Genomic DNA, 24,223 nt, shown 5'->3' with positions numbered 1-24,223 from the left:
CGCCTCGCTCACATCGTCGATATACGAATAGTTGCCGTTTCCGTTGTCGGCAAGCGTCTCTAACTTGTTGTCCTTCAAATTGCCGTCGCCAAACCCCATCACAGAAAGGGAGATACCACTGTCGCGCTTGTTTTCTATCAGACGTTTCAAATCGCCTTCGCTCGTGACGCCGATATTTAGGTCGCCGTCCGTACCGAGGATCACGCGGTTGTTTCCACCGCTGATAAAATATCTCTCTGCAAGCTCGTATGCCGTTTCAATACCTTTAGACCCGGCAGTACTGCCACCCGCGGTCAGGTTTTCGATCGCGCTCATGACTTTTGTTCTGCGCGTGCCGTCCACACCCTCAAGGACGACCCTGTCGTCTGAGGCGTACGTCACGATGGAAACGCGATCCTCGGGGCGCAGCTGTGCCGCCAGAAGCAGGAACGCCCGCTTCATAAGGGGTAGCTTGTTCGCGTCGTCCATCGAGCCGGAAACGTCGAGTAAAAATACGAGGTTAGAAGCAGGCAGCGCCTGCGCGTCGATGTCGTCTGCCTGCAATCCGATCAGCAATAGTTTATTCGCGCTGTTCCACGGGCAGTCCGTCATTTCAGTCGTGACGGAAAACGGCTCTCCCACAGCGGGGGCGGGGTAGTCGTACGAGAAGTAATTGAGCATTTCCTCGATGCGCACCGAATCTGGTTCAGGCACTTCACCCGCCAATATCTTCCGCCGAATGTTGGCATAAGAAGCTGTGTCTACGTCTGCCGCAAAGGTAGAAAGCGGACTTGCGGTAGTCGATTTAAAGCGGTTTTCTTCCTCCGCGCTGTATTCTTCTGTATTCCACTCCGTATCGGGTTCCAGAGGCATAGCTCCGTCCACATAGTTTTCCGCAGGCGCGGCGGCATATTCCGTTGCCGCTGGCGCATTGCGCATAGGAGCAGGCATTGCGCATGCCGCCAAAAGGGATAACGCCAATGCGATCCCTACTATAAATGTAAATTTCTTCATCCTTCATTTCCTCCTTTGTACGTGTCCTTGCAACGGCAATATTGCCGCTCGTATTCGTCAGTATCCGCACAAATAGAAACGATGCGCATACAAGAACCGTCGCAGGAGACGTTTTCTATGGGAGTGGGCAGGGGAAGCGGTACGCCTTCCTGCTCCATATCATATAAGGTAAGACTGAGCGCGTCCTCCGCCATCTCAAGCGCCATCTCAAGCGTCCCGCCGCAAGAGACACAGCTCTCGATGTCGGGAAAACAGACAGAATAAAGTCCGTCGTTTTCTTGTTTTAATATAGCCGGATATTGATAGGTTGCCATCAGGACACCTCCTGTTTCAGGCCCGCCTGCTTAAGGATCGCTGCCAGAGTACCCGCGGGCAGCTCTTCGGTGCGGTGGCGGGACACGGGAAACGTATTACGCGTCAGCGGGCTGTAATAAAGGTCGTGCCGTCCGCCCTCGCGTTTCAGTGTGATACCGTTTTTCAAAAGTATTCTGGTGAGTTCGCTTGTTTTCATAATATGCTCCCAGTATATCATATTTTTCAAAATTGTAAATGTTGACGAAACGATGTATGTTTACGTATAAATCAGAGATTGTAAACATTATTTTTAAATTGGGTTTACAATTAAAATGTGCTATGTTATACTGAATTTTGTATTCTTAAGCAAAAGAGGAGAATTAAGCAATGGAAACAATACCTAAAAAGCGAACGGCGACGAGGGATATTATCCTGTGCGCATTGTTTGCCGCACTCATTGCCATTGGCGCATTCATTCGTATTCCAATCCCTTACGTACCGATTACATTCCAAGGCTTCTTTGTATTATTGGCAGGTTTTTTATTGGGGCCGAAATACGGCAGCATATCCATGCTGGTATATATTGCGCTCGGGCTTGTGGGGCTGCCCATCTTCACAGAGGGCGGTGGTGTGATGTATGTGCTAAAGCCGACTTTTGGGTTTTTGATCGGTTTTGCGCTCTGCGCGTTCGTTGCGGGTCTGCGCGTACGAAAACTTAAAAAACTGACGATAGGCAACTTGTTTTTATCGGGCATGATCGCTATGATTCCCGTCTACCTGATTGGTGTGATATATTTCTATTTTATCATGAATTTCGTGATGGAAACGCCCATCGGTATCTGGGCGGCGATCTGGTCATGTATCATTATGGTACTGCCTGCGGACGTTCTGCGCTGCTTGCTTGCGTCATGGCTTGCTAAGCGACTGATCCCCGTGCTCAGAAAAGAGGCTGTCTGATGGATTTTCTGATAGACATGACACAAAAAGCATTGCATGGTCAAGAGATCACAAGGAAAGAGGCGCTTATGCTTGCGCAAGAGGATGTACAAAGCCTGTGCGTAGCTGCAGACCAGATACGCAAAGAGCGCTGTGGCGATACGTTTGATCTATGCTCTATCATCAACGGCAAGAGCGGAAAATGTCCGGAGGACTGTAAATATTGCGCACAGTCCGCGCACTATAAAACAGATGTCGAGTTTTACGAATTACTGTGCAAAGAGGAGATCGTTGCTGCCGCACGTAAAAGCTATGATGCAGGTGTAGGGCGTTTTTCCATCGTGACCTCCGGTAAAAAGCTAACGCATGACGAGATCAAAGCTCTGTGCGGTATCTATCGCGCAATCAAAAGAGCGTGTCCGCAGCTTCGCCTGTGTGCATCGCACGGCCTGCTTGACGAGCAGGCGTTTGTTATGCTAAAAGAGGCGGGGGTAGAGCGTTACCACAACAATTTGGAAACCTCGCGCGAATTTTTCAAAAATATCTGCACCACGCATTCCTATGACGACAAGCTGAAAACGATACGCCGCGCGCAAAATGCGGAGCTGGGTATTTGCAGCGGAGGTATCATCGGTATGGGCGAAGAAATGGCCGAACGCATCGATATGGCGCTCGAGCTGCGCCGCTTGGGCGTGCGCTCCGTGCCGCTCAATATATTAACTCCGCTAGAGGGTACGCCGTTCGCAAACGCGCCAGCGCTGCCGCAGCAGGAGATCATGAAAACGGCGGCGGTCTTTCGCTTTCTGCTGCCTGATACGGCGATCCGCCTTGCAGGAGGGCGCGCACGTATGGAAAACGCCGGCAGGGCTATGCTGGGTGCGGGCGTAAATGCCGCGATCACCGGAGATATGCTCACCACAGCGGGGTTTTCCTATGAAAGCGATATGGAAATGATCACATCCTGTGGATTCACGGTCGGATTCATGAAAAATAAATGTTAAATTTGTATAAAAAGTCAAGAAAGTCGGTTGTAAGTTAAAATTTGTGGTGATATAATGAACATACTAACTGGGAAAAGGCGGCACGGAAATGAAGTTGCGTCCGAATCTGTATCTGATTGTAGGGATTTTAGCGATCGCCATCAATATTATTTTGGGGCAGGTCATCGTAATGCAAAATAGTTTTATCGATTTTGCGCAGGGTTTCTTGTGCGCGATTGGTATTTTCTTCTGCGTCATCGGCCTTTTTGACCAGCACAACAAGATGACGAAGGGAAACCCCGAAAACAAATAAGAGCATATAATAAAAGGACAGGTATATTGCCTGTCCTTTTTTGATTGTTTTTTTTATTTCTTCTTCAGTACATATACGGCCGGATACAGCCCGCCCGCATCAAACGTCGCGCGCTTTAGCACTTCAAAAGCTCCCGTGCTTTTTATAAGTCCCTCAAGCAGATTTTTCTCGTGCGTATACAGCACCGCGATTCCCTTGTCCGTCAGGATTTCCGGTAAAATGCGGAAATATGCTTTATAGAGACGTTCGTTCTGCGTGTGTGTGCCTACACGCAGGCCAAACGGCATATTGACAAGAATTTCGTCATATTTTTTCGCCGTGAATTTCAGCGCGTCGATGTAATGGAACTGCGGATGCACATGCGCATACCGGCTGTTTTCCTTAGCTGCCTCGATAGCCGTCATGTTGATGTCCGCGCCCGTTAAGGAATGATGCGGATAAAATCCTCGTTCGTAAAGCATGGTGCCGCTGCCACAGAAGTTATCGAGCACGCGTGCGTCAGGATTGAAAAATTCGCTCGCATAAGCGCATACGCTTGCCGCCACGCCCGGACTGATGCTTGCCGCGATGGCCTTTTTGCGGTAATCAAAACGGTTGTCCGTCAAGGGGTTCAAGAACACCTGCGCGGTATCTCCGTCGATTTCAATGAGTATTTCCACCGAATACGAAGACGGTGTATTGATAAGCTGCTCCATAGCAGACACGCATTTTTTGATGATGTCGATGCGCACCTCATGCGCCACACTGCGCACTTCAAGGCGATAACCGGTAACGCCTGTACGCTGCATGACAGCCGCTTCACGCTGCTTCAAGAATGCAGGCAACTCGCTGACAGGCGAGGAACCGAGATAGATGTATGCGTCCGTGTAAGCACGCATCTTATAAATATCGTAAAAATCCACGAGGGAGGTGACTGCAATATATTTGCCGAATTTGCGTGGCTTAAGACCGGCCTCCGTGCACAGGGAATAGGTAACGTTTAAGTTTGGAGACGCAAGCACGACCACATCCGTGGGCAGCACGCGTACGCGCGCCTTGGTGCGCATCACAAAATTAGCAAGCGCCTTGTTGAGCGCCGCATTTTCCTCGTCGCGGTGTTTTTCAATGTCACTGCGTAATTGGTAAGATTCCAAAAACCGTTTGGCACGGTCGTTTTTTGCGCGCCCGATGGCAAGCAGGTAAGAGGGCAGCGCAAAGACGGTCTGTTCGTGCATCATAGCCTCGATCAGTTCGTCCAAATAATCCGCGGCACACGTATTGCCGATGACCTGCGCCGCAAGCATACGCACCTTGGCGTCGTCTGCACGCAGCAGCTTTAGCAGTCCGTCGATGTTTGCCGCCACAACGTCTTTCGCCCGTTCGCCGATATCCGCTAAAATACGCAGCGCGGCACGCGCAGTGCCACTCTTTGCAAGCGCATACACACGCTGGAGATCACCGTCGCGGATCAGCTCAATGACGCCTTCCTTGCGCTCTGCGGCAGGAAGATCGTTATAATTTTCTACAAATTCCTTGATTTCAGCTACTTTCATTGTACTCCTATGTTTTCAAAAATGACGTTCAATACGTTGGAGGTCCCGTCGGCTTCTTTACTATTGCCCATGACCGAAACCATCTCATCCTTTTGTTCCCACAGCGCATCGAGCGCTTGGACAAGCGCCAGTGCGTTTAAGTTTTCCTGTTCCAAAACATGCGCATATCCGCGCTTTTCAAAGTATCCTGCGTTGAGGATCTGGTCGCCGCGGCTTGCAGAAAGCGGAAGCGGCACAAGCAAAGCAGGCAGCTTCAGGGCAAGAAACTCAAAGATCGCATTTGCGCCCGAACGCGAAAGTGCAATATCCGCCGCCGCAAACACGTCGGGGAGACCGTCTTCCATATATTCATACTGCCTATAGCTATCACTGCCTTCAAGCCCGGGATTGAGCTTGCCTTTTCCGCGCAGATGGACGATGTCGTAGCGCTGTGTAAGCGTATCTAGTGCTGCATCTACTGCGTCGTTGATGGCCTGGGCTCCGAGGGAACCACCCATTATTAATAACACCGGTTTGTCTCCGCTAAACGAAAGGCTTGCAAGTCCGGCAGCGCGGTCTCCGTCAAGAATGTCCTTGCGAATAGGAGAGCCGGTCAGGATGCTTCGCTCGCTGCGCGCGTCCGCCGTATCAAACGACAGGCATATCTTTTGCGCTTTTTTGATACACAGCCTGTTCGCCAGCCCGGGCGTATAATCGCTCTCGTGCAGGATAACAGGAATTTTCAGCTTTGAAGCTGCCCACACCACAGGAACAGATACAAAACCACCCTTGGCAAACACAAGGTCAGGCTTTAAGCCTTTCAGTATCCGTTTGGATTCCTTTGTTCCTTTGAATATCTTAAAAATGTCGGTTATATTTTTGACACTCGCATAACGGCGCATTTTTCCGGCGCTGATCGCGTGGAAGGGGATATCATGAACAAGTGTTTTTTCGATCCCATCGTCCGTACCGATATAATGTACGTCGATACCATGCTGAAGAAGCTCCGGTACAAGCGCTAGGTTGGGCGTAACATGGCCGGCCGAACCGCCGCCTGTAAGCACGATCTTCTTTTGTTTGTTTTCCATAAAAATTTACCTCTCCGCTGGCGTGCATCATCCGCAAAGGTGCATGGATAAAGCAAAAACGCCAACTTCTATAATAGCACAACAAGCTGCCAGCCGCAATAGCAGGTTGAATAGCGTAATCTTAAGAAAGGTTTCATAGTTAGAGCGTTGAACGAACTGGGTATCTATGTTATATTAAATTTGTTAAAAAACGCAATATAATGAGGTTTTGTTATGAAGGTATTGATTTTAAGTATGACAGTCGGGCAGGGTCACAACTCGACGAGTAAAGCGCTGCGCGCATGTATGGAAGAAAAAGGGCATACCTGCGAGATATTGGATACTTATAAATTCCTCGCAAAGCCGATCGGACTCGGTTTTGACAAAGGTTATACCGCAATGGGACGCTTTGTGCCCAAGCTCAACGAAAACATCTACAAGGCAGCAGAAAAAGCAAGCGGACGTGCGGACATGAAAATGAACTTTCCGTGGGCGTTTGCCAATCTCACCAAAAGCAAGATGCAAAAATATATTGAAGAGACAAAGCCCGACGTGGTGGTGTGCTCCATCGTCATGACGGCGATTTTGATCACTTCTTTAAAGGAAGCGGGCCTGATCGATCCCAATATCAAAAGTATCGGTATCGTGACGGACTATTCGCTGCACCCGTTCTGGGAGTATACGGCTATGGATTATTTTGTCGCGGCCAACGAGCTGATGATCCCGGAGTTTACCGATCGGGGCATTGCCGAAAACAAAATACTGCCTACAGGCATTCCTATCGCACCCAAATTCACGCGTTCCATCCCGCAAAAAGAAGCGCGGGAAAAGCTGGGGCTCGATCCTGACATGTTCACGGTATTGATGGCGTCTGGCGGTATGGGCTTTTCGGGGCTTGTGCCCGTGCTGCAGGATATCGATACGGTAGAGGAGACGCAGATCGTTACGGTCTGCGGCACAAACACGCGATTGAAAAACAAACTGCTGGCAATGGAATTCAAAAATCGGGTGCATATTTTGGGGTTTGTAGACAATATGGACGAATACATCGACGCGGCCGACGTTGTGATCACAAAGCCGGGTGGGCTTTCGACCTCAGAGACGATCGCCAAGGAAAAACCGATGATCCTCACAAAACCCATGCCGGGCGTAGAGAATATGAACATCGCTTTTTTGCTCAACAACTCGCTTGCGGTACATGCAAACGAATATCAGCCGCTCAGTATGGTGCTCAAGCAGATGCGCCTCAATCAGGTGAAGATAGACGAGATGAAGCGTGCCCAAAAGAAGTGGGGCAAAAAGAACAGCGCAAATATGCTGGCAAAATTTATTGAAAAACTGGTATGAAGGAAGGAGCGCCATATGATAATCAGAAAGGAAACGAGCACGGATTATGATACGGTGTATAGCTTGATAAAAGAGGCGTTTGAAACGGCGGAGCATAGTGACGGGAGCGAACCTGATTTGGTCGCGGCACTGCGAAAGTCACAAGCATTTGTGCCCGGGCTTTCACTGGTTGCGGAGGAGGATGAAATGATCGTCGGCCACATTCTGTTTACGGAGGGCAAGGTTGGAGGCGATACTGTGTTGGTTCTCGCGCCGCTTTCTGTACTGCCGGAATTCCAAAAGCAGGGCGTAGGCAGTACGTTGATCAAAGAAGGACACAAGGTTGCGGAACGGTTGGGGTATGCGTATTCGCTGGTTTTGGGCAGCGAGACCTATTATCCGAGGCTAGGATATCTTCCGGCAGAGCGGTTTGGCATTGAAGTTCCGGACGCTATACCGTCTGCTAATTTTATGGCGATCAAGCTGCAGGACGACGCGAAGCCCATCGGCGGCAGCGTGATTTATGCAAAAGAATTTGGAATATAAAATAAAAAAGCAAGTACAAAAAAGAGCATCCGCAGGGATGCTCTTTTACTTTGTTTTTCTTAGTCGATATGCGCAGGTTTTTCTGTCTCCCTGTTGCATTCCACGTGTCCACAGTTGCCGCATCCGGCAGCACCCTGGCCGTTCGTGGTGTCCACGCGCTTGTCCATTGCGTGGTTGATCACGCCGTTGAACGGATAGTGGCCGCAGCTCCAGATCTCGTCCGCTTTGACTTTCCAGTTTGCAGCGATCGTGTCTGTCTTTGCCGTCAGTACGTCAACGCCCTCAAGGTCTAAGTCCTGCGTCGGATGTGCGCCGGATTCGTTGACAGCTTTTCTGAGTCCGTCCGGATTGTCGAGCAACGGACACGGACGCAAGAGGTTATCCGAGAACGGCTGACCTTCCTGGTATTTACGGAAAAGCGGGCTGCCGAGCGCTTCTTCAAGTGTACATTCGTTGATGTTGTGCGTCGCATAATGGATGAACGCGCACGGTTCACAGTCTCCGTTGGAGTTGATGTGGAAGTAACGTCTTCCGCCTGCGATACATCCGCCGACATACTCACCGTCGTTCCAGAAATCAAGGATAAAGATCGGCTTATATTCGCGCATTTCGCGTACTCGTTTGTACATATGCGCCCGCTGTTCAGGCGTTACACACAGATCCATAACCGCATCCTTGCCGATGGGCATGTAGGTGAACAGCCAACCGAACAGGCAGCCGGCTTCGATCATCTGGTCGTTCCATTCGTCGCTGCTGATGGTCTTATAATTCTTGCTGTGGTAGCAGCCGGAATAACCAAACGGGATCCCCGCGTCTTTTAACAGCTTCATAGCAGCCATGACCTTGTCATATGTGCCTTCGCCACGGCGTGCGTCCGTTTCTTCCTTCGTACCTTCAACAGAGATCATGAAAGTAAAGTTGCCGACGCGCAGCAGATCCTGCACAAAGTCTTCGTCGATGAGGGTAGCGTTCGTGAACGCGCCGAATGCGCAGTCCGAATGTTTTTCCGCAAGACGAATCAGGTCTTTTTTGCGAACAAGCGGCTCGCCGCCGGAGAACAGGTATACATAGATACCGAGTTCCTTGCCCTGTTCGATGATTTCATCCATCTTTTCATAGGTCAGGTTGTAGTGTTTGCCATATTCGGCAGCCCAGCAACCGATACATTTTAAGTTGCAAGCAGAAGTCGGATCCATGAGGATCGCCCACGGAACCTGAACGCCCATTTCTTTCCCTTTTTCCTGTGCGATGGGCATACCCTTAACGCCGGAATTCAGGAAGAAGTTCAAAATGAACCTTTTCAGATAGTTTGTGTTGACGTCTGTCAGCACGCGCTTCATCAGCACGCCCTGCCATGTCTGTTCTTCCCACCACTGCTGGAAATTCTTTACGGAACTATTCCAGCGGTTGCCCTTTGTAAAGTTATCCGCCCATTTCAGAAGTTTGGGAAGATTCTTCACCGGGTCCTTTTCCAGATACTTGAACGCTGCGGAGAAGGCAACGTTGGCACCTGCACTTTTGATCGAATTTTTCATAGCCATAATAACAAAACCTCCAAATAAATCCTATGTGCATTATTGCGACATATCTCCAAAAAATCTTATATGAACGCAGTTCATTTAATGTACATGATACGATCTGGACATGAAAAAGTCAAGGCGAAAAAGGCCTTTTAATGGGCTTTAGAAGCAGGAAGGGAGTTTCTTTGAACGTGCGTTCATTTAAAAGATGCGATATTGACGCATTTGTCGAATTTGTTAGGAAAATGTTCAAATATAAAAAATTTAAAAATTTTTTGGAAATAATAGGAATTTGTCTTGAAAAGTTACATTAAAGTGATAGAAATGGTATAATAATTTCATATAATGAAAGAATAAAAGGCGGGCCGGTCGGTAATGAAAAGACGCGAAGAGATCAAAGAAATATTAAAAGAGCGTGGTGAGATCACCTTAAAAGAACTGGAAACGCAGTTTCCCGATTGCTCGGGGATCACCTTGCGGCGCGATCTTAAGTTTTTGGAGGAAGAAGGTTTGCTTCGGCGGACGCACGGCGGTGCGGTCGCTTTGCACACGCTTTCGCTGGAAGCGGAAAATGTTTTTTCACAGCGCGCGTCAGAATGTGTGGGAGAAAAATGCCTGATCGCGAAAAAGGCGGTCGCGTTCATAGAGCCCGGGCGTTCCATCTATATCGATGCAGGCTCTACGATGATGCAGTTCGTAAAAGAGATGCCCGACGAATACCTTTCCGTACTTACCTCAGGGGTCAACATTGCGCTTGAACTCATCAAAAAGCAAAAGCTGAGCGTCACGCTGATCGGCGGACAGGTAAACCGCAACACGGTTTCGGTCTCAGGTACGAATTGTACGCGCTTCATACAGGAAGTGAATATCGATACCGCGTTCATTGCGGCGAGCGGCTTTTCGATCGAGAACGGTTTTACGACCGGGACATATACGGAAGGCGAGAGCAAAAAAGAAGTGATCGGGCGCGCACGCAGGGTCATTATATTGATGGGCAGCAACAAAATGGACAAGGTACTGCCGTTTACGTTTGCCAATATGGAAGATATTGACGTGCTAGTATCAGATGAATCGCTTGATAAAGACGCACTGCGCGTGGTGAACAGTACAGGCGTGGAGATCGTGTAGCATAGGCGGATGTCCTGCAATGCCCCCCAGGGGGCTTTCTCTCGTCGCTACGCGTCAATTCACATTGTCCGGCGTGGGTGTGGTAAGGTACTATTGTAAAAATCAAAACAAATAAAAGAGCCGGTTTCGTATTTGTATACGGAACCGGCTCTTTTTCATTTCCCCAAACCTGTTCATAAAACTTTTTCAAAAAAAACCATATCTTATATTGCTAAGTTTTGTGAAATAATATACAATAAACTAGTATGTTAATTATTTAACAATATTTCGCATGAACTGCGTAAAAACAGGAGGAGTCAAAACGTGGATCTTGAAATGAAGCAAAAGCTCGATGTGATCCTTACAGAGCACACCAAAAGCTCGGAGATCATCCCAATTCTGCAGGACATTCAGAAGGAATACCGCTATCTGCCCAAAGAAGCGCTCTCATATGTAGCGGGCAAGCTTAACGTGGGCGAGGCAAAGGTATATTCTATCGCCACCTTTTATGAGAATTTCTCACTGGAACCCAAAGGCAAATATGTCATCAAGATCTGCGACGGTACGGCGTGCCACGTGCGTAAGTCCATACCGATTCTGGACGCACTCCGCAAAAAATTGCATCTGAGCGACAAGAAGAGAACGACGGAGGACATGCTTTACACGGTAGAGACGGTCTCGTGCCTCGGCGCGTGCGGGCTTGCGCCTGTGCTGACGGTCAATGACAAGGTCTATCCGGCCATGACGCCCGAATCTGCGTGCGCGCTGCTGGATACGCTGAAATAAACCGCTTTGGGGGAGAATATAACGGTATGATACAAAATATAACAGAACTCAAACAAACGAAAGAGCAATATAAAGAATCGCTCGACGCACAGTACAAAAAAATACTCGTATGCGCGGGTACGGGCTGTGTAGCGGGTGGATCGATGGAAATATACGACCGCTTAAAAGAACTCGCGGAGCAAAAAGGGCTGCCGGTATCGGTGGAACTAAAGGCAGAGCCACACGAGGAGATCGCCTTCAAAAAAAGCGGCTGTCACGGCTTTTGTGAAATGGGGCCGCTGCTGCGCATCGAGCCAAACGGCTGGCTGTACGTCAAGGTAAAGCCGGAGGACTGTGAAGAGATACTCGAAAAAAGTCTTGTGGGCAGCGAGCCGGTCGAGCGCCTGCTGTTCACGCGGGAAGGCAAGTCGTATGCCGCACAGGAAGATATCCCGTTTTACAGTAAACAGACGCGGACGGTGCTCTCTAATTGTGGGCATACTGATACGGAATCATTGATGGAATATGTGGCGCGCGGCGGTTATGAGGCCGTTGCAAAAGTGCTTTTCGATATGCAGCCGGAAGCGATCGTGCAAGAGATACTGGACTGTGGTCTTCGCGGGCGCGGCGGCGGAGGGTTCCCCACGGGGCGCAAGCTGCAGCAGGTCGCGCGGCAAAAAGAACCGGTCAAGTATGTCGTATGTAACGGCGACGAGGGAGACCCTGGCGCGTTCATGGACAGGAGCATCATGGAGGGCGATGCGCACCGTATGATCGAAGGTATGATGATCGCGGGCATCGCAACGGGCGCTCACGAAGGCTATATCTATGTGCGAGCGGAATATCCGCTGGCAGTAAAAAGATTGCAGACGGCAATCGATGCGGCGCGCAAAGAAGGGCTTCTCGGCGATAACATCTTAGGCAGCGGCTTTGCGTTCGATTTAAAGATCAATCAGGGCGCGGGCGCGTTCGTATGCGGCGAGGGCAGCGCACTTACGGCTTCCATCGAAGGAAACCGCGGGATGCCGCGCGTCAAGCCCCCCCGCACGGTGGAGCAGGGCTTGTTTGGCAAGCCGACTGTGCTTTCCAACGTGGAAACATACGCCAACATCCCGATGATCATTTTAAATGGCTCGGACTGGTACCGCGAGAGGGGTACGGAAAACAGCCCGGGAACCAAGGCGTTTGCGCTGACGGGTAATGTAAATAATACAGGCCTCATCGAAGTACCGATGGGCACGACGCTCAGAGAGATCATCTTTGATATCGGCGGCGGCGTAAAAGACGGCAAAGAATTCAAAGCAGTGCAGATCTGCGGGCCGTCGGGCGGCTGCTTAACGCAGGAACACCTCGATTTGCCGCTGGATTTTGACTCGCTCAAAAAGGTAGGCGCAATGATCGGCTCGGGCGGCCTCGTCGTAATGGACGAGGATACGTGCATGGTCGAAGTGGCGCGCTTCTTCATGAATTTTACGCAAAACGAATCATGCGGAAAATGCGTGCCATGCCGCGAAGGTACGTTGCGTATGCTGGAGATTTTAGAGCGTATTGTCGCGGGCAAAGGTGAGAAAGAAGACCTCGATATGCTGCGCGAGCTGGCGGACACCATCACAAAGACCGCGCTGTGCGGGCTTGGCAAGACGGCGGCGTTCCCGGTTATCAGCACGCTCAAGTATTTTGAGGATGAATATCTGGCGCATGTGGTTGACAAGAAGTGTCCGGCCAAAAACTGTCAGGCGATGAAGCAATTTGTTATTGTGGCAGAGCAGTGCAAGGGGTGCAGCAAGTGCGCACGCCAGTGCCCGGTTGGGGCGATCACAGGAGAGATCAAGAATCCTTATGTGATCGATCAAGGCAAGTGTATCAAATGCGGCGCATGTGTAGACGCATGTAATTTTGGCGCTGTCATTGAGCAGTTTTAACGGAGGATTATTATGACTGATAAAAAGCATATGATAATAGACGGACAGATCGTCAACTACAACGACGAGCAGAATATTCTGGCGGTCATCCGCAAAGCGGGCATAGAGCTGCCCACGTTCTGTTACTATTCAGACCTGTCCATTTACGGCGCGTGCCGTATGTGCGTGGTGGAAGACGAATGGGGCGGCGTCATCGCTTCGTGCTCCACACCCCCGCGTGACAAAATGAAGATTAAAACAAACACGCCACAGCTGTTTCGTCACCGTAAGATGATTTTGGAGCTGCTGCTTGCAAGCCATTGCCGCGACTGTACGACATGCCCCAAAAACGGAAAATGCCGTTTGCAGGAGCTGGCGCTGCGGTTCGGTATCGACAGCGTGCGGTTTGAGAACACCAAAAAAGAAGCAAAAATAGACGATTCGGCGCTGTCCATCATCCGTGACGAATCCAAGTGCATCCTGTGCGGCGATTGTGTACGCATGTGCTCAGAGATACAGAACGTGGGCGCGATCGATTTTGCGCACCGCGGCTCCAACATGACGGTTTCGACGGCATGGGGCAAACCCCTAAGCGAAACAAACTGCGTCAACTGCGGACAGTGCGCGTCTGTATGTCCGACCGGTGCGATCGTTATTCGCAACTGCACCCAGAAATTCTGGGATGCATTGTACGACGATACCAAGCGCGTGGTCGTACAGTTTGCGCCGGCAGTACGCGTGGCGCTGGGCGACGAGTTCGGTTTGCCGCAGGGTACAAACGTCGCTGGCAAGATCGTAGGTGCGCTCCGCAAGATGGGCGTTGATGAGGTATACGATACGACGATGGGTGCAGACCTCACGGTCATGGAAGAATCCAAGGAGTTTTTGAAAAAGTATAAGGAAGGCGGCAAGCTGCCGCTGTTCACATCCTGCTGCCCAGCGTGGGTAAAATACGCGGAGAATACGCATCCCGAGCTGATCGGGCAGGTGTCCACTTGCAAATCGCCCATGCAGATTTTCTCAGCGGTCATCAAGGAGCATTTTGAGCAGGTCAAAGAGGTGGACGGCTTAGAAACCGTCGTCTTCGCCATCATGCCCTGTACGGCGAAGAAGGATGAGCAGGTTCGTCCGGAGTTCATCCATGAGGATGGCGGAAGGGATACGGACGGCGTAATCACCACGCAGGAATTTGCCAGCATCCTAAAGCAGGCGGGCATCGTGTTTGAGGATATCGAGCCGGAAGCTGCGGATATGCCATTTGGCATCACATCCGGCGCGGGCGTTATCTTCGGTGTGACGGGCGGCGTGGCAGAGGCGGTCATCCGTCGTGTGGTGGACGACAAAAGCAACAATATGCTGCACAATATCGCCTATACAGGCGTGCGTGGGCTGGATGGAACAAAAGAGGCAAACATCCCGTTCGGCGAGGATAAGCGCGTGAAGATCGCAGTCGTAAACGGCCTTGCGAACGCGGAACGGCTGATCCAGAAAATAAAAGACGGAGAAGCGCAATACGACTTCGTGGAAGTCATGGCGTGTCCGGGCGGATGTATCGCCGGAGCAGGACAGCCGTTTGCGCGTCAAGAGGGTAAGGAAGAACGCTCAAAAGGCTTGTACGATGCAGACAAGCTCTGCCAGGTCAAGCGTTCGGAAGAAAATCCGGTCATGATGTCGCTTTACAGCGGTATACTAAAGAATAAAGTCCATGAGCTTTTGCATGTGGATTATATAAAAGGGGAGGATATAGAAAAATGATGACGATTAGCGTGTGCATCGGAAGCGCGTGCCACCTGAAGGGGAGCTACAACGTGGTGAGCGAGCTGCAGGAGATGATCGAGGAACACAAGCTGGGCGACGAGGTAGAACTTACCGGCGTATTTTGCCTCGGTCACTGCACGGACGCGGTGTCTGTGCAGGTCGACGAGGAGGTTTTTTCCGTCAACTCGGAAAACGTCGGCGATTTCTTCAAAAATCAGGTTCTTGCGAAGGTGTGACCATGAGTATCATTCAATTCAAAGAAGCGAATTGTAAAAACTGTTATAAATGCATTCGGAGCTGTCAGGTGAAATCCATTGCCTTCAAAAACGAGCAGGCGGAGATCACCGAAAAAGAGTGCATCCTGTGCGGACACTGCTTTCTTGCGTGTCCCCAGAATGCAAAATCCATCAACTCCAATTTGGACACGGTAAAGGGATATATCAAAAATGGCGAAAAGGTGTATGTGTCTGTTGCGCCATCCTTTGCAAGCTGTTACAAAGACGCGACGTTCCCAAAGATTTCCGCCGCCCTCAAAAAGCTGGGCTTTGCCGGCGTAGAGGAAACGTCCATCGGCGCCGCACAGGTAAGTCACAGCTTTGAAGGACTGATGCGCGAGCATAAGATGGCAAACATCATCACCACCTGCTGTCCAACTCTCGTTTTGTTGGTGGAAAAATACTATCCGGAGCTCATCAAGTACCTAGCGCCTGTTGCCGCCCCCATGACGGCACACGGCAAGATGATGAAGGAAGTGTATGGCAGCCGCATCAAAACGGTTTTCATCGGCCCGTGCATTTCCAAAATGCATGAAGCGGGCGAAGCAAAAGGCGGTGGAGCGATCGACGCAGTGCTGCTCTTTGACGAGGTGATGAACTGGCTCAAAGAGGAAGGGATCGATTTAGAGCAGGAGGACGGCGACGTGCGCGAAATGAAAGCCACGATCAACCGCCTGTATCCCATACCCGGCGGCATTATCCGTACGCTCGACAAGCAGGCGCGCGCAAATTATAAGTGCGTGGGTATCGATGGCATCGACCGCTGTGTAGAAATTCTGGATTCGCTAAAAGACGGAAAGATCACGGACTATTTCCTCGAGATGAACGCCTGTCCGGGCAGCTGCCTCGGCGGGCCGGGACTTAAGGAATGCAGCCCGTCCTACCTTCTTTCCAAGGATAACACGCTCAACTATGTCAAAAACCGTACGGCAAAACAGGCGCCGGTCTCGGAAGATACGCGGCTCGATTTCTCTTGGCAGTACGAAAACCGTGTGCCCAAGCGTCACGAACCGACGGAAGCGGAGATACAGCAGGTCTTTTTGCGTATGGGCAAAACGAGCGACGACAAAATCCTCAATTGCGGCGGCTGCGGCTATTCAACATGCCGCGACAAGGCGGTCGCTGTGCTGCAGGGTAAAGCGGATATGCGGATGTGCCTGCCGTTCATGCGCGAAAAAGCGGAGAGCATTTCCAACGTTGTATTGGACAATACTCCCAACGCGATCGTGATCTTAGACGGTGATTTCAATTTGATGGAATACAATAGTTCGGCGGCAGAGCTTTTCCGCCTGAACGAAAAAAATTACGTTGGCAAACCGATCTCAATGATCATTGACTGCGACGACATCGACGAGGTCAGGGACACAGGGGAAAACATCTTCGACCGTAAGGTGTATTACAAAGACCTCGATATCACGGTGGAACAGACTACGATTTTCATTAAAGATAACTCGATGTATCTGCTTCTTATCAAAGATATTACAGAGGACGAACACCAGCAGCAGAAGATGAACGAAATGCGCGCAGAGACTGTAGAAGTCACGCAAAAGGTCATCGACAAGCAGATGCGTGTGGCACAGGAGATCGCAAGCCTGCTCGGTGAAACGACGGCGGAAACGAAGGTTGCGCTTACAAACTTAAAGAAATATATTCAGGAGTCCGAAGATGAGCGTATTTATTGAGACGAGTAACGACAGCCTTTTTAAGTATGGCGAAGAGCTGTGCGGCGATAAGGTAGAAATCGTACGCAAGGGCGACGTTGTCACCATCGTGCTTGCCGACGGCCTCGGGAGCGGGGTCAAGGCGAACATTCTCTCTACGCTCACGTCAAAGATCGCGGCGACCATGCTCGCGGACGGCGCAGACATCTATGAGACGGTGGAAACGATGGCGTCTACGCTCCCTGTGTGCAATGTGCGCGGGCTTGCTTATTGTACCTTCACGATCCTGCGTGTCAATAAGCAGGGGCAGGCGCACCTTGTCGAGTTCGATAACCCGCAGGTGATCCTCGTACGGAATGGAAAGGAAGTCGCGATCGAAAAGAAAGAGATCGAGATCGGCGACAAAAAGATACTTGAAAGCCACTTTGAGATGAAGGAAGGCGATATGTGCATTGCCTTTTCGGATGGAGCGGTACATGCCGGCGTGGGACAGCTGTTGAATTTCGGCTGGCAGCGCGACAATATTGTGGAATACGCGTGCCGCGCATACGGGAAGGAAATGCCTGCCCGTGCGATGACAAAGCTCCTTTTGTCGGCGTGCGATTCATTATACGACGAAAAACCGGGCGACGACACAACGTTCGTTACCACGAAAATACGCAAATCGCGCCCCGCGCATATCATGGTAGGACCGCCCGTCGATGGCACGCGCGACGAGGAGATCGTTGGCAGACTGCTTAACGTAGACGGCTTCAAGGTCGTATGCGGCGGTACCACGTCGCAGATCGTCAGCCGTGTTTCAGGCAGGGATTTAAAGGTCAAGATCGACTACAAAGACCCGGACGTTCCCCCTGTCGGCCTGATAGAAGGGATCGACCTTGTGACGGAGGGTGTGGTCACACTGGCAAAGACGATGGAGATCATGCAGAAATATATGTCGTCCGCAAGCGCGATGGACGATATCTTCAACCTGTATAAAAACGACGGTGCGTCGCGCCTGGCAAAGATTTTACTGGAAGATTGCACGCGCGTACATTTCATCGTAGGGCGTGCGTTAAATCCTGCCCATCAGAATCCTGATCTGCCCATAGACTTAAACCTGAAGCTGCGCCTCGTAAAAGACATCGCGCATACTATGCGCGCCATGGGAAAAGACGTAGAAATCGAGTACTGCTGAATGGTAATCAAAACGATCGCATTACAGATACATAAACCGACTGTGGAAAAAAAGAGGATCATGGATCGCGCGATCCGTCAATATAACGACGCATTGGAATACCTGCTGCGGCATACCAAGGACAATATCCCGAACATCGTAGACGAGATGCGCAGCGGCGGGAGTTTTCTCTCGCGCCGCATTACCGCACTGTTATCCAAAGAGTTGATGGACGCGCTGAACGAATTTGGCGTACAGCCGTTTAAGGATTCCTTAAAGCTTGATTATGCCATGACGATGATCGCATGGATCGCTCTCAAACGGTCGCAGAAAAACGCACGTTATCCGCGCCTGATCCGTGAGGGAAAAGCATTCGATCACGCGTTTGACGAATTACTGCTAAGCTATGGCGAGGGTGAACGCAGCAGACGCGACTTAAGCAGGCAGCTCAGTAAGCTATACGACGGCCTGCACATGAAAAAGCCGATCCTGTTTGGACGTTATGCACAAAATAGGGACTATTGCCTGTTGTATGATGAAAAAAAAGACAGGTTCTATGCCAAGCTTTACCTGATGAACGTCAAGGACGAAGGACGGCGGGGGGGACTGTCCCGCGGCAATACGCAGCTTCGTTATGTACTGCAGGACGGCGGATGTCTCGCAGAGGACAACAAACGCGAACGCTACCTGGTACTGCCGCTTTCCTTTGGAAAGCAACAGCAGAAGCTACTGAAGCAAGGCCTTAACGATCCATCGGTGTTTAAGACAGCACGGCTTAAGGAAAAGAACGGACAGTATTATTTGCTTGTGAACGTTGCCGTTCCCGCAGCAGAAGAACAGCCGGAAGAAACGTTCCTCGGTATCACGCGCAGCCTTGCGCACGGGGTGCGCTATGCGGTGGTAGACAAGGAAGGCGGGCTCGTGGCAGAACAAACGGCGGATATGCCCGGTATGCCTGCAAAGAACGATTTCCATATCGCCGCAAAACAGATCGTCCTAGCGGCGCAGAAGTATAAAAGCAAGATCGTCAGCTATCACCTCGGACAGATGGGTGACCAGCTTTCAAGGGACGGGTGCATTGCTTGCCTGACGGCAGGGCAGTTCAATAAGCTGATGGCGATGGTTGCCTATAAGGCAGAGCTGAAAGGCCTTGCGAAGCCTGTCACGGTCAGTCCGCGCGGACTTTTCTATACCTGCCCGCGCTGCGGGGTCAATACGCTCAAAAATCGTTTTTTGGATGATAAGTTTTTGTGTGTCAAATGCGGCTACGCAGGGGAGTTAGAGCGCATAGGCGCGGCAAACACGGCGCGTAGACTGCAAAAGTACGGCGACAGCCTGCTGCCCTTTGAGGCGAGGGTAGCGCGCGGACGTATTGTTTTTCGAAACGAGATACTCGACATCCGTTACGAAGCCGATTATAAGCGCGAAGCGATCGACGGCTTTTACGACTACGTCGGGCAATTGGCGGAAAAGTGGAGGACAAACGGCAATGTGCCCGTCCGCGCGGGTGCGAAAAAGATCAGCTATTATAAAAAGTTTATTGGCATCACGAATCCGAAAGAAGAGATTGCGATCGTGGATGTAAAATAAAACAATATACGGCGCATTTTGCTGCCGCGCCGTCACGCTGGGAAACTGTCTTCGGACGTTTTTTGGGTGGATATCCGCCGAGCGGAGCGTTAACGCGCACAAGTGCAGCTATCTGAGAAAAAGACGCAGAGCCATATGGCCTGCGTCTTTTGGTTTGCGAGTTGATACAAAAATGGAAAAAGATGTTAGGGAATGACAAAACAAGGTTATATAATAATATTATTACTCGGTATGGTATGTTTAAATGGCTGTGCAAAGGTTTTTTTTGAAAATAGAAACAGGGGAAAAGATCACTGACACCGAATAAACATATATGGGAGTTTATTTGCCTTTCTCCGGAATATTTTTCCATAACCGGGCATATAATATAAGTAGGGGTATGTGATGGGGAAGAAAAAGAAATGGAAATTAAGGAACGTCAATACGCTTCTGATGTTGACTGTTTTTATTATTTCTATTGGTGTGGGCGTGTTTGCGGGCATGACGATCGTCAATACCGATAACCTTGCACAATACACAAGTGAAATCTATCAGCAGCCATACGCGGTCAATGAAGCGGCGTGGAAAATGCGCCTGCATATCTTATATGCGCGCAATACCATGCTCAATATGCTTACGGACGACCGCTTTTTTGACAATCAAAAAGAAAATTTGGATCAATTATACGAACACCGGAAGCAACATCCAGCCATAGAGCGCGTGCTGGAGGAACAATACAAGGGCTATCCCAAAACCATCACCACGCTGATCAACGATTTTAATATGATGCGCTCGCTTCACGACTATTGCATCGAGCTGATCTATCAGGGAAAAACGAACGAAGCAAGGGCGATCCTGTACGGTGAAGCATATCCGATCTACCGCGAGGCGGACAAACTGATTGCGCAGGTCATAGAGGAGTCCCAGCAGGATATTGCCGATTATGTAGAAAGGACAAACCAGCTCAACGACCAAACAAATTTTATGGCGCTGGTATGGGGCAGCGCGCTTATCTTATTGACGATACTGCTGTCCACGCTGAGCGTACGCACCATCTCCAAACGCAATGAAGACATCTACCACAATGATATGCTCTTTAAGATCATATCGGAAAACGTGGACGACGTGTTCATGATATACGATTGTGTCGACAAAAAAGTCGAATTCCTAAGTGAAAATGCGGAGCGTATCCTCGGCCTGCAAGTAGATGATTTTAAACGCAACATGTGGATATCCCGTTCTTTTTTCAGTGATGAGGAATTTGATAAAATAAGAAAGGCGCAGGAACGCGTCAATAACAGAGAGATCGTCGAATACGATTTCATTATGCGGGATCCCAAGACGAAGACGGAAAAGGAGATGCACAGCAGGCTGTATCCTATCATTGAGGATGGCGTCATCGTAAAGCATGTGTTTGTGACAAGCGACCTGACAGCGGAAAAAGCGTCAAAGAGGATGCTCGAGTCAGCTCTCGACGTAGCACAAAGCGCCAACGAGGCAAAACGACAGTTTTTGTCGCGCATGAGCCACGAGATACGCACACCCTTAAATACGATCATCGGTCTTATTGAGGTCATGAAGAATGCCTGTGAGGCCGAAAAGAAACCGAACAACGACCTGAAAAAGATCAACATTGCGGCACAGCATTTACTAGAGCTGATCAACGACCTTCTGGATATGTCCAAGATCGAGAGCGGTAAAATGGAGTTTGAGGAGCGGGAGTTCAGCTTAAACGTCATGCTCTCAGAGATTGCCATGATCATGGAACCGAAGATGGAGGAGAAAAACCAGATATTCGACGTGATGCTGCGCGATGTGATAAATGACCGCTTCGTAGGTGCGGAGCTGCGTATCCGTCAGGTGCTTCTCAATTTCCTTTCAAACGCAGTAAAGTTTACACCCGAGGGCGGAAAGATCAAGGTAAAGATCCGCCAGCTGGCACAGCGCGGCGACGAGGCCTGCCTGAGCTTTTCGGTAAAGGACAATGGCATCGGCATGAGCGAAGAATTTATGGATAGGATATTCCTGCCCTTCGAGCAGGAGAACGCTGGAATCTCACATACGTATGGCGGGACAGGGCTTGGTATGGCGCTATCCAAAAGCTTTGTCGAAACGATGGGCGGAGAGATCGAGGTACAGAGCGCGGAAGGGAAAGGCAGTACATTCTCCTTCAATCTTTGGCTCAAATTTGCCGACGCGCCTCTCAGCGACCGGGAGACGCTGGAAACATTCAAGGGCCTGCGTGTTTTGCTTGTTGACGATGAAGAGGAAATGCGCGATCATCTCAGACTGATCTGCGAGCAGCTGGGTATTGCTTCAGAGATAGCGGAATCGGGTGCGGGAGCCGTGCACATGATCAAGAATGCGGCAGAACCGTTTGATATTGCCTTTGTTGACCTCTACATGCCTGACGTGGACGGGATTCGCACCACGCAATGGATCAAGAATGAGGCAAAAAACGATATCCGCGTTGTGCTGATGTCGGCTTACGACTATAAACGTGTAGAGCAGGAAGCACGCGACGCCGGCGTAGATGCTTTTCTGACAAAGCCTGTGCTCCGAGAGTCCATGTATCAGGTCGTGGGAGACCTTGAGGGTGGCAGCGAGGCGGCACAAGAGAATGAACCGTCTGCCGACTTTAGCGGCAAGCGTATGCTGTTGGTGGACGATAGCGAGCTGAACCGGGAGATCGGACAGGCTTTAAGCGAGCATGTCGGCTTTGAGGTAGAAACAGCGGAAGATGGCAAGCAGGCGGTCGATATGTTCATGGATGCCGAACCGGGGTACTATGACGTGATCATGATGGATGTACAAATGCCTGTGCTCAATGGGTACGAGGCGACTCAGGCTATCCGCATGAGCGGCAAGGCGGACGCAAAGGATATCGTGATCCTTGCGATGACAGCCAACAGTTTCAAAGAGGACGTCGCGGAATCCATCAAAAACGGTATGGACGCACACATCGCAAAGCCGATCGATGCAAAAGTGGTCTTTGCTATCTTAAAGGATTATTTGTTATAATGAAGGGGAAGCCGTAAGGCGAGGGAGAAAGGACATGACATTTGGGGAAGCCGTAGAAAAATATGATGGCAAGGAGATCGACTTCAAGAATTCGCTTGCGCGGATGTGCGGCAATGAACAGTTATATTGCAAATTTTTACGCAAGTTTATCGATGACAGCACGTACAGCGACTTCTGTGCGGCGTACGCGCAAAAGGATACGGAGCAGATGCTGCATTGCGCCCACACGCTAAAGGGGCTTAGCGGAAACCTGGGGCTTAATAAGGTGTACGAACACAGTGCGTACATCGTGCAAAAACTCAGGAAAGAAGAAATAGATATTGATCCGCAGCCGCTCAGTGAAGCGTACAACGAAGTAATAGAGATTATTAAACAGCTAGACTAGCAGGGAGAGGGGACATGGATAACAGAATATTGGTGGTCGACGATATCGATATCAACCGGGATATGTTGACGGAGCTGCTCAAAAACGAATATGATGTCCTCGTCGCGGACGGGGGACGGCAGGCCATTGAAATGCTGGACAAGCACAAGAAAGATATATCAATGGTGCTTCTCGACGTGATCATGCCTGAGGTAAGCGGATACGACGTGCTGCATTATATGGGTTTTCATGATATGCTGCGCGATATTCCTGTCATGCTGATCACAGCTGCGGGCTCTGACGAAATGGAAGAAAAGGGTCTGGCGCTTGGAGCGGTGGATTACATCCGCAAGCCTTTTGCACCGGATATCGTACGCCGTCGTGCGCGTACGCTCATCGACCTTTATAAATACCAGAATCATCTGGAAGAGGCAATAGATGAAAAAACAGAAGCGCTTTCAGATATCAATGAAATGATCGTGGCCGTGCTAACGTCCGTCATGGAAACAAAAACGATGGAGACAAAAGAGCATATCCAACGCATCAGGCTTTATACAAAAGAGATACTCAGGTATATTTATGAATATTATGATGACAATTATGACCTGACGCCGCAGAAGATCGAAATGATGGGCATGGCTTCCATCCTGCACGACGTAGGGGAACTGATGCTGCCCGAGGCGATCGTCAACAAGCGCGATAAGCTGTCGCATGAAGAAGAAGAGATTTTCATGACGCATACGACCAAAGGATGCCGTCTTATCGAGCCTTTGAAAAATCTGGAAAACGAATTTTATGCAAACTATTGCTATAACATCTGCCGCTATCACCACGAACGGTGGGATGGTTCCGGATATCCGGACAAGCTGTCCGGCGACAACATTCCGATCTGCGCACAGGCCGTTGCACTCGCGCATCAATACGACGAGCTGATGTGCAAATACGGCGGCTGCCACGATCAGGCAATTCATGCCCTGCAAACGCTTGATGCACAGCGGTTTTCACCGGTCATGACTGAGACGCTCAAACTGGTGGGTGATCATTGCCGGGACATCTATGAAAGCAATAAGGAAAAATCATAAAACGAATTTATCGGAAAGCCCGGTTTAAAGCGCACCGGGCTTGTTTTTTAATGCGTTTTTTAGTTCCGAATTAAAAAA

22 protein-coding genes are annotated in these 24,223 nt (G+C 50.2%); 16 read left to right on the top strand and 6 right to left on the bottom strand.

The features are described 5' to 3' along the window. From VB081_RS10975 to VB081_RS10965, 3 genes are all read right to left on the bottom strand, one after another. The coding region (locus tag VB081_RS10975) for a vWA domain-containing protein (RefSeq protein ID WP_323400855.1) at positions 1-993 on the bottom strand (993 nt) is incomplete at its 3' end. Continuing rightward, positions 990-1,307, bottom strand: a complete 318-nt coding sequence (locus VB081_RS10970; protein WP_323400854.1) for a type II toxin-antitoxin system HicB family antitoxin — start codon at positions 1,305-1,307, stop codon at positions 990-992. The genes VB081_RS10970 and VB081_RS10975, both read right to left, overlap by 4 nt. Then, positions 1,307-1,504 (bottom strand): type II toxin-antitoxin system HicA family toxin, encoded by a 198-nt coding sequence (locus tag VB081_RS10965; RefSeq protein WP_323400853.1) that lies wholly within the window; start codon positions 1,502-1,504, stop codon positions 1,307-1,309. The genes VB081_RS10970 and VB081_RS10965 overlap by 1 nt, the downstream gene beginning before the upstream one ends. 170 nt (positions 1,505-1,674) lie before the next feature. On the opposite strand from VB081_RS10965, the gene VB081_RS10960 reads away from it, so the two are divergent. From VB081_RS10960 to VB081_RS10950, 3 genes are all read left to right on the top strand, one after another. Continuing rightward, positions 1,675-2,244, top strand: a complete 570-nt coding sequence (locus VB081_RS10960) for a biotin transporter BioY (RefSeq protein ID WP_323400852.1) — start codon at positions 1,675-1,677, stop codon at positions 2,242-2,244. After that, positions 2,244-3,224 carry a biotin synthase BioB gene (gene bioB / locus VB081_RS10955; RefSeq protein ID WP_323400851.1) on the top strand — a complete coding sequence of 327 codons (981 nt, stop codon included), beginning with the start codon at positions 2,244-2,246 and terminating at the stop codon, positions 3,222-3,224. Before VB081_RS10960 ends, bioB begins: the two co-directional genes overlap by 1 nt. An 88-nt stretch (positions 3,225-3,312) precedes the next feature. Beyond that, positions 3,313-3,516 (top strand): hypothetical protein, encoded by a 204-nt coding sequence (locus VB081_RS10950; protein ID WP_323400850.1) that lies wholly within the window; start codon positions 3,313-3,315, stop codon positions 3,514-3,516. Positions 3,517-3,569: 53 nt separating this feature from the next. Here the strand turns inward: VB081_RS10950 and VB081_RS10945 are convergent, their stop codons facing one another. After that, positions 3,570-5,048, bottom strand: a complete 1,479-nt coding sequence (locus VB081_RS10945; protein ID WP_323400849.1) for a methyltransferase — start codon at positions 5,046-5,048, stop codon at positions 3,570-3,572. After that, entirely contained in the window at positions 5,045-6,115 is a 1,071-nt protein-coding gene (locus VB081_RS10940) for an undecaprenyldiphospho-muramoylpentapeptide beta-N-acetylglucosaminyltransferase (RefSeq protein ID WP_323400848.1), read from the bottom strand. The genes VB081_RS10945 and VB081_RS10940 overlap by 4 nt, the downstream gene beginning before the upstream one ends. 213 nt (positions 6,116-6,328) lie before the next feature. On the opposite strand from VB081_RS10940, the gene VB081_RS10935 reads away from it, so the two are divergent. Both VB081_RS10935 and VB081_RS10930 read left to right on the top strand, forming a co-directional pair. Beyond that, positions 6,329-7,441 carry an MGDG synthase family glycosyltransferase gene (locus VB081_RS10935; RefSeq protein WP_323400847.1) on the top strand — a complete coding sequence of 371 codons (1,113 nt, stop codon included), beginning with the start codon at positions 6,329-6,331 and terminating at the stop codon, positions 7,439-7,441. A 15-nt stretch (positions 7,442-7,456) separates the two neighbouring features. Then, positions 7,457-7,966, top strand: a complete 510-nt coding sequence (locus VB081_RS10930; RefSeq protein WP_323400846.1) for a GNAT family N-acetyltransferase — start codon at positions 7,457-7,459, stop codon at positions 7,964-7,966. A gap of 59 nt (positions 7,967-8,025) precedes the next feature. Here the strand turns inward: VB081_RS10930 and VB081_RS10925 are convergent, their stop codons facing one another. Continuing rightward, positions 8,026-9,507, bottom strand: coding sequence for a radical SAM protein (locus VB081_RS10925; protein WP_323400845.1), 1,482 nt, complete (start codon positions 9,505-9,507; stop codon positions 8,026-8,028). 354 nt (positions 9,508-9,861) lie between these two features. Between VB081_RS10925 and VB081_RS10920 the strand changes: the two genes are divergently transcribed. From VB081_RS10920 to VB081_RS10870, 11 genes are all read left to right on the top strand, one after another. Further along, on the top strand, positions 9,862-10,614 hold the full coding sequence (locus VB081_RS10920) for a DeoR/GlpR family DNA-binding transcription regulator (RefSeq protein WP_323400844.1): 753 nt from the start codon (positions 9,862-9,864) through the stop codon (positions 10,612-10,614). Between the two features lie 315 nt (positions 10,615-10,929). After that, positions 10,930-11,379, top strand: coding sequence for an NAD(P)H-dependent oxidoreductase subunit E (locus VB081_RS10915; protein ID WP_323400856.1), 450 nt, complete (start codon positions 10,930-10,932; stop codon positions 11,377-11,379). Positions 11,380-11,405: 26 nt separating this feature from the next. After that, the gene (locus VB081_RS10910) at positions 11,406-13,280 is read left to right on the top strand and encodes an NADH-quinone oxidoreductase subunit NuoF (RefSeq protein ID WP_323400843.1); all 1,875 of its coding nucleotides are present in this window, start codon (positions 11,406-11,408) and stop codon (positions 13,278-13,280) included. Between the two features lie 12 nt (positions 13,281-13,292). Beyond that, complete coding sequence (locus VB081_RS10905; protein WP_323400842.1) at positions 13,293-15,014, top strand: [FeFe] hydrogenase, group A; 1,722 nt, start codon at positions 13,293-13,295, stop codon at positions 15,012-15,014. Beyond that, positions 15,011-15,253, top strand: a complete 243-nt coding sequence (locus tag VB081_RS10900) for a (2Fe-2S) ferredoxin domain-containing protein (protein ID WP_323400841.1) — start codon at positions 15,011-15,013, stop codon at positions 15,251-15,253. The genes VB081_RS10905 and VB081_RS10900 overlap by 4 nt, the downstream gene beginning before the upstream one ends. 2 nt (positions 15,254-15,255) lie before the next feature. Then, a complete protein-coding gene (locus VB081_RS10895) occupies positions 15,256-16,974 on the top strand; it encodes a [Fe-Fe] hydrogenase large subunit C-terminal domain-containing protein (protein ID WP_323400840.1) in 1,719 nt (572 codons plus the stop codon). Beyond that, a complete protein-coding gene (locus VB081_RS10890; protein WP_323400839.1) occupies positions 16,958-18,130 on the top strand; it encodes a SpoIIE family protein phosphatase in 1,173 nt (390 codons plus the stop codon). Before VB081_RS10895 ends, VB081_RS10890 begins: the two co-directional genes overlap by 17 nt. Further along, positions 18,131-19,699, top strand: coding sequence for a zinc ribbon domain-containing protein (locus VB081_RS10885; protein WP_323400838.1), 1,569 nt, complete (start codon positions 18,131-18,133; stop codon positions 19,697-19,699). A 384-nt stretch (positions 19,700-20,083) separates the two neighbouring features. Beyond that, positions 20,084-22,699 carry a response regulator gene (locus VB081_RS10880; RefSeq protein ID WP_323400837.1) on the top strand — a complete coding sequence of 872 codons (2,616 nt, stop codon included), beginning with the start codon at positions 20,084-20,086 and terminating at the stop codon, positions 22,697-22,699. A 34-nt stretch (positions 22,700-22,733) separates the two neighbouring features. Beyond that, the gene (locus VB081_RS10875; RefSeq protein WP_323400836.1) at positions 22,734-23,084 is read left to right on the top strand and encodes an Hpt domain-containing protein; all 351 of its coding nucleotides are present in this window, start codon (positions 22,734-22,736) and stop codon (positions 23,082-23,084) included. A 14-nt stretch (positions 23,085-23,098) separates the two neighbouring features. Beyond that, positions 23,099-24,145 (top strand): response regulator, encoded by a 1,047-nt coding sequence (locus VB081_RS10870; RefSeq protein WP_323400835.1) that lies wholly within the window; start codon positions 23,099-23,101, stop codon positions 24,143-24,145. The last annotated feature ends 78 nt before the right edge of the window (positions 24,146-24,223 follow it).

The sequence above is a fragment of the Christensenella sp. genome (assembly GCF_034927525.1).
Lineage (GTDB): Bacteria > Bacillota > Clostridia > Christensenellales > Christensenellaceae > Christensenella.
Note: the sequence above shows the minus strand (reverse complement) of the source record. Positions and strands in the feature narration are given on the sequence as shown.

Coding starts and splice junctions, on each gene's coding strand:
- VB081_RS10960 (WP_323400852.1), top strand. CDS start 1,675: ATGGAAACAATACCTAAAAAGCGAACGGCGACGAGGGATATTATCCTG.
- VB081_RS10940 (WP_323400848.1), bottom strand. CDS start 6,115: ATGGAAAACAAACAAAAGAAGATCGTGCTTACAGGCGGCGGTTCGGCC.
- VB081_RS10950 (WP_323400850.1), top strand. CDS start 3,313: ATGAAGTTGCGTCCGAATCTGTATCTGATTGTAGGGATTTTAGCGATC.
- VB081_RS10915 (WP_323400856.1), top strand. CDS start 10,930: ATGAAGCAAAAGCTCGATGTGATCCTTACAGAGCACACCAAAAGCTCG.
- VB081_RS10925 (WP_323400845.1), bottom strand. CDS start 9,507: ATGGCTATGAAAAATTCGATCAAAAGTGCAGGTGCCAACGTTGCCTTC.
- VB081_RS10965 (WP_323400853.1), bottom strand. CDS start 1,504: ATGAAAACAAGCGAACTCACCAGAATACTTTTGAAAAACGGTATCACA.
- VB081_RS10895 (WP_323400840.1), top strand. CDS start 15,256: ATGAGTATCATTCAATTCAAAGAAGCGAATTGTAAAAACTGTTATAAA.
- VB081_RS10920 (WP_323400844.1), top strand. CDS start 9,862: ATGAAAAGACGCGAAGAGATCAAAGAAATATTAAAAGAGCGTGGTGAG.
- VB081_RS10885 (WP_323400838.1), top strand. CDS start 18,131: ATGGTAATCAAAACGATCGCATTACAGATACATAAACCGACTGTGGAA.
- VB081_RS10945 (WP_323400849.1), bottom strand. CDS start 5,048: ATGAAAGTAGCTGAAATCAAGGAATTTGTAGAAAATTATAACGATCTT.
- VB081_RS10880 (WP_323400837.1), top strand. CDS start 20,084: ATGGGGAAGAAAAAGAAATGGAAATTAAGGAACGTCAATACGCTTCTG.
- VB081_RS10910 (WP_323400843.1), top strand. CDS start 11,406: ATGATACAAAATATAACAGAACTCAAACAAACGAAAGAGCAATATAAA.
- VB081_RS10970 (WP_323400854.1), bottom strand. CDS start 1,307: ATGGCAACCTATCAATATCCGGCTATATTAAAACAAGAAAACGACGGA.
- VB081_RS10935 (WP_323400847.1), top strand. CDS start 6,329: ATGAAGGTATTGATTTTAAGTATGACAGTCGGGCAGGGTCACAACTCG.
- VB081_RS10890 (WP_323400839.1), top strand. CDS start 16,958: ATGAGCGTATTTATTGAGACGAGTAACGACAGCCTTTTTAAGTATGGC.
- VB081_RS10875 (WP_323400836.1), top strand. CDS start 22,734: ATGACATTTGGGGAAGCCGTAGAAAAATATGATGGCAAGGAGATCGAC.
- bioB (WP_323400851.1), top strand. CDS start 2,244: ATGGATTTTCTGATAGACATGACACAAAAAGCATTGCATGGTCAAGAG.
- VB081_RS10930 (WP_323400846.1), top strand. CDS start 7,457: ATGATAATCAGAAAGGAAACGAGCACGGATTATGATACGGTGTATAGC.
- VB081_RS10905 (WP_323400842.1), top strand. CDS start 13,293: ATGACTGATAAAAAGCATATGATAATAGACGGACAGATCGTCAACTAC.
- VB081_RS10870 (WP_323400835.1), top strand. CDS start 23,099: ATGGATAACAGAATATTGGTGGTCGACGATATCGATATCAACCGGGAT.
- VB081_RS10900 (WP_323400841.1), top strand. CDS start 15,011: ATGATGACGATTAGCGTGTGCATCGGAAGCGCGTGCCACCTGAAGGGG.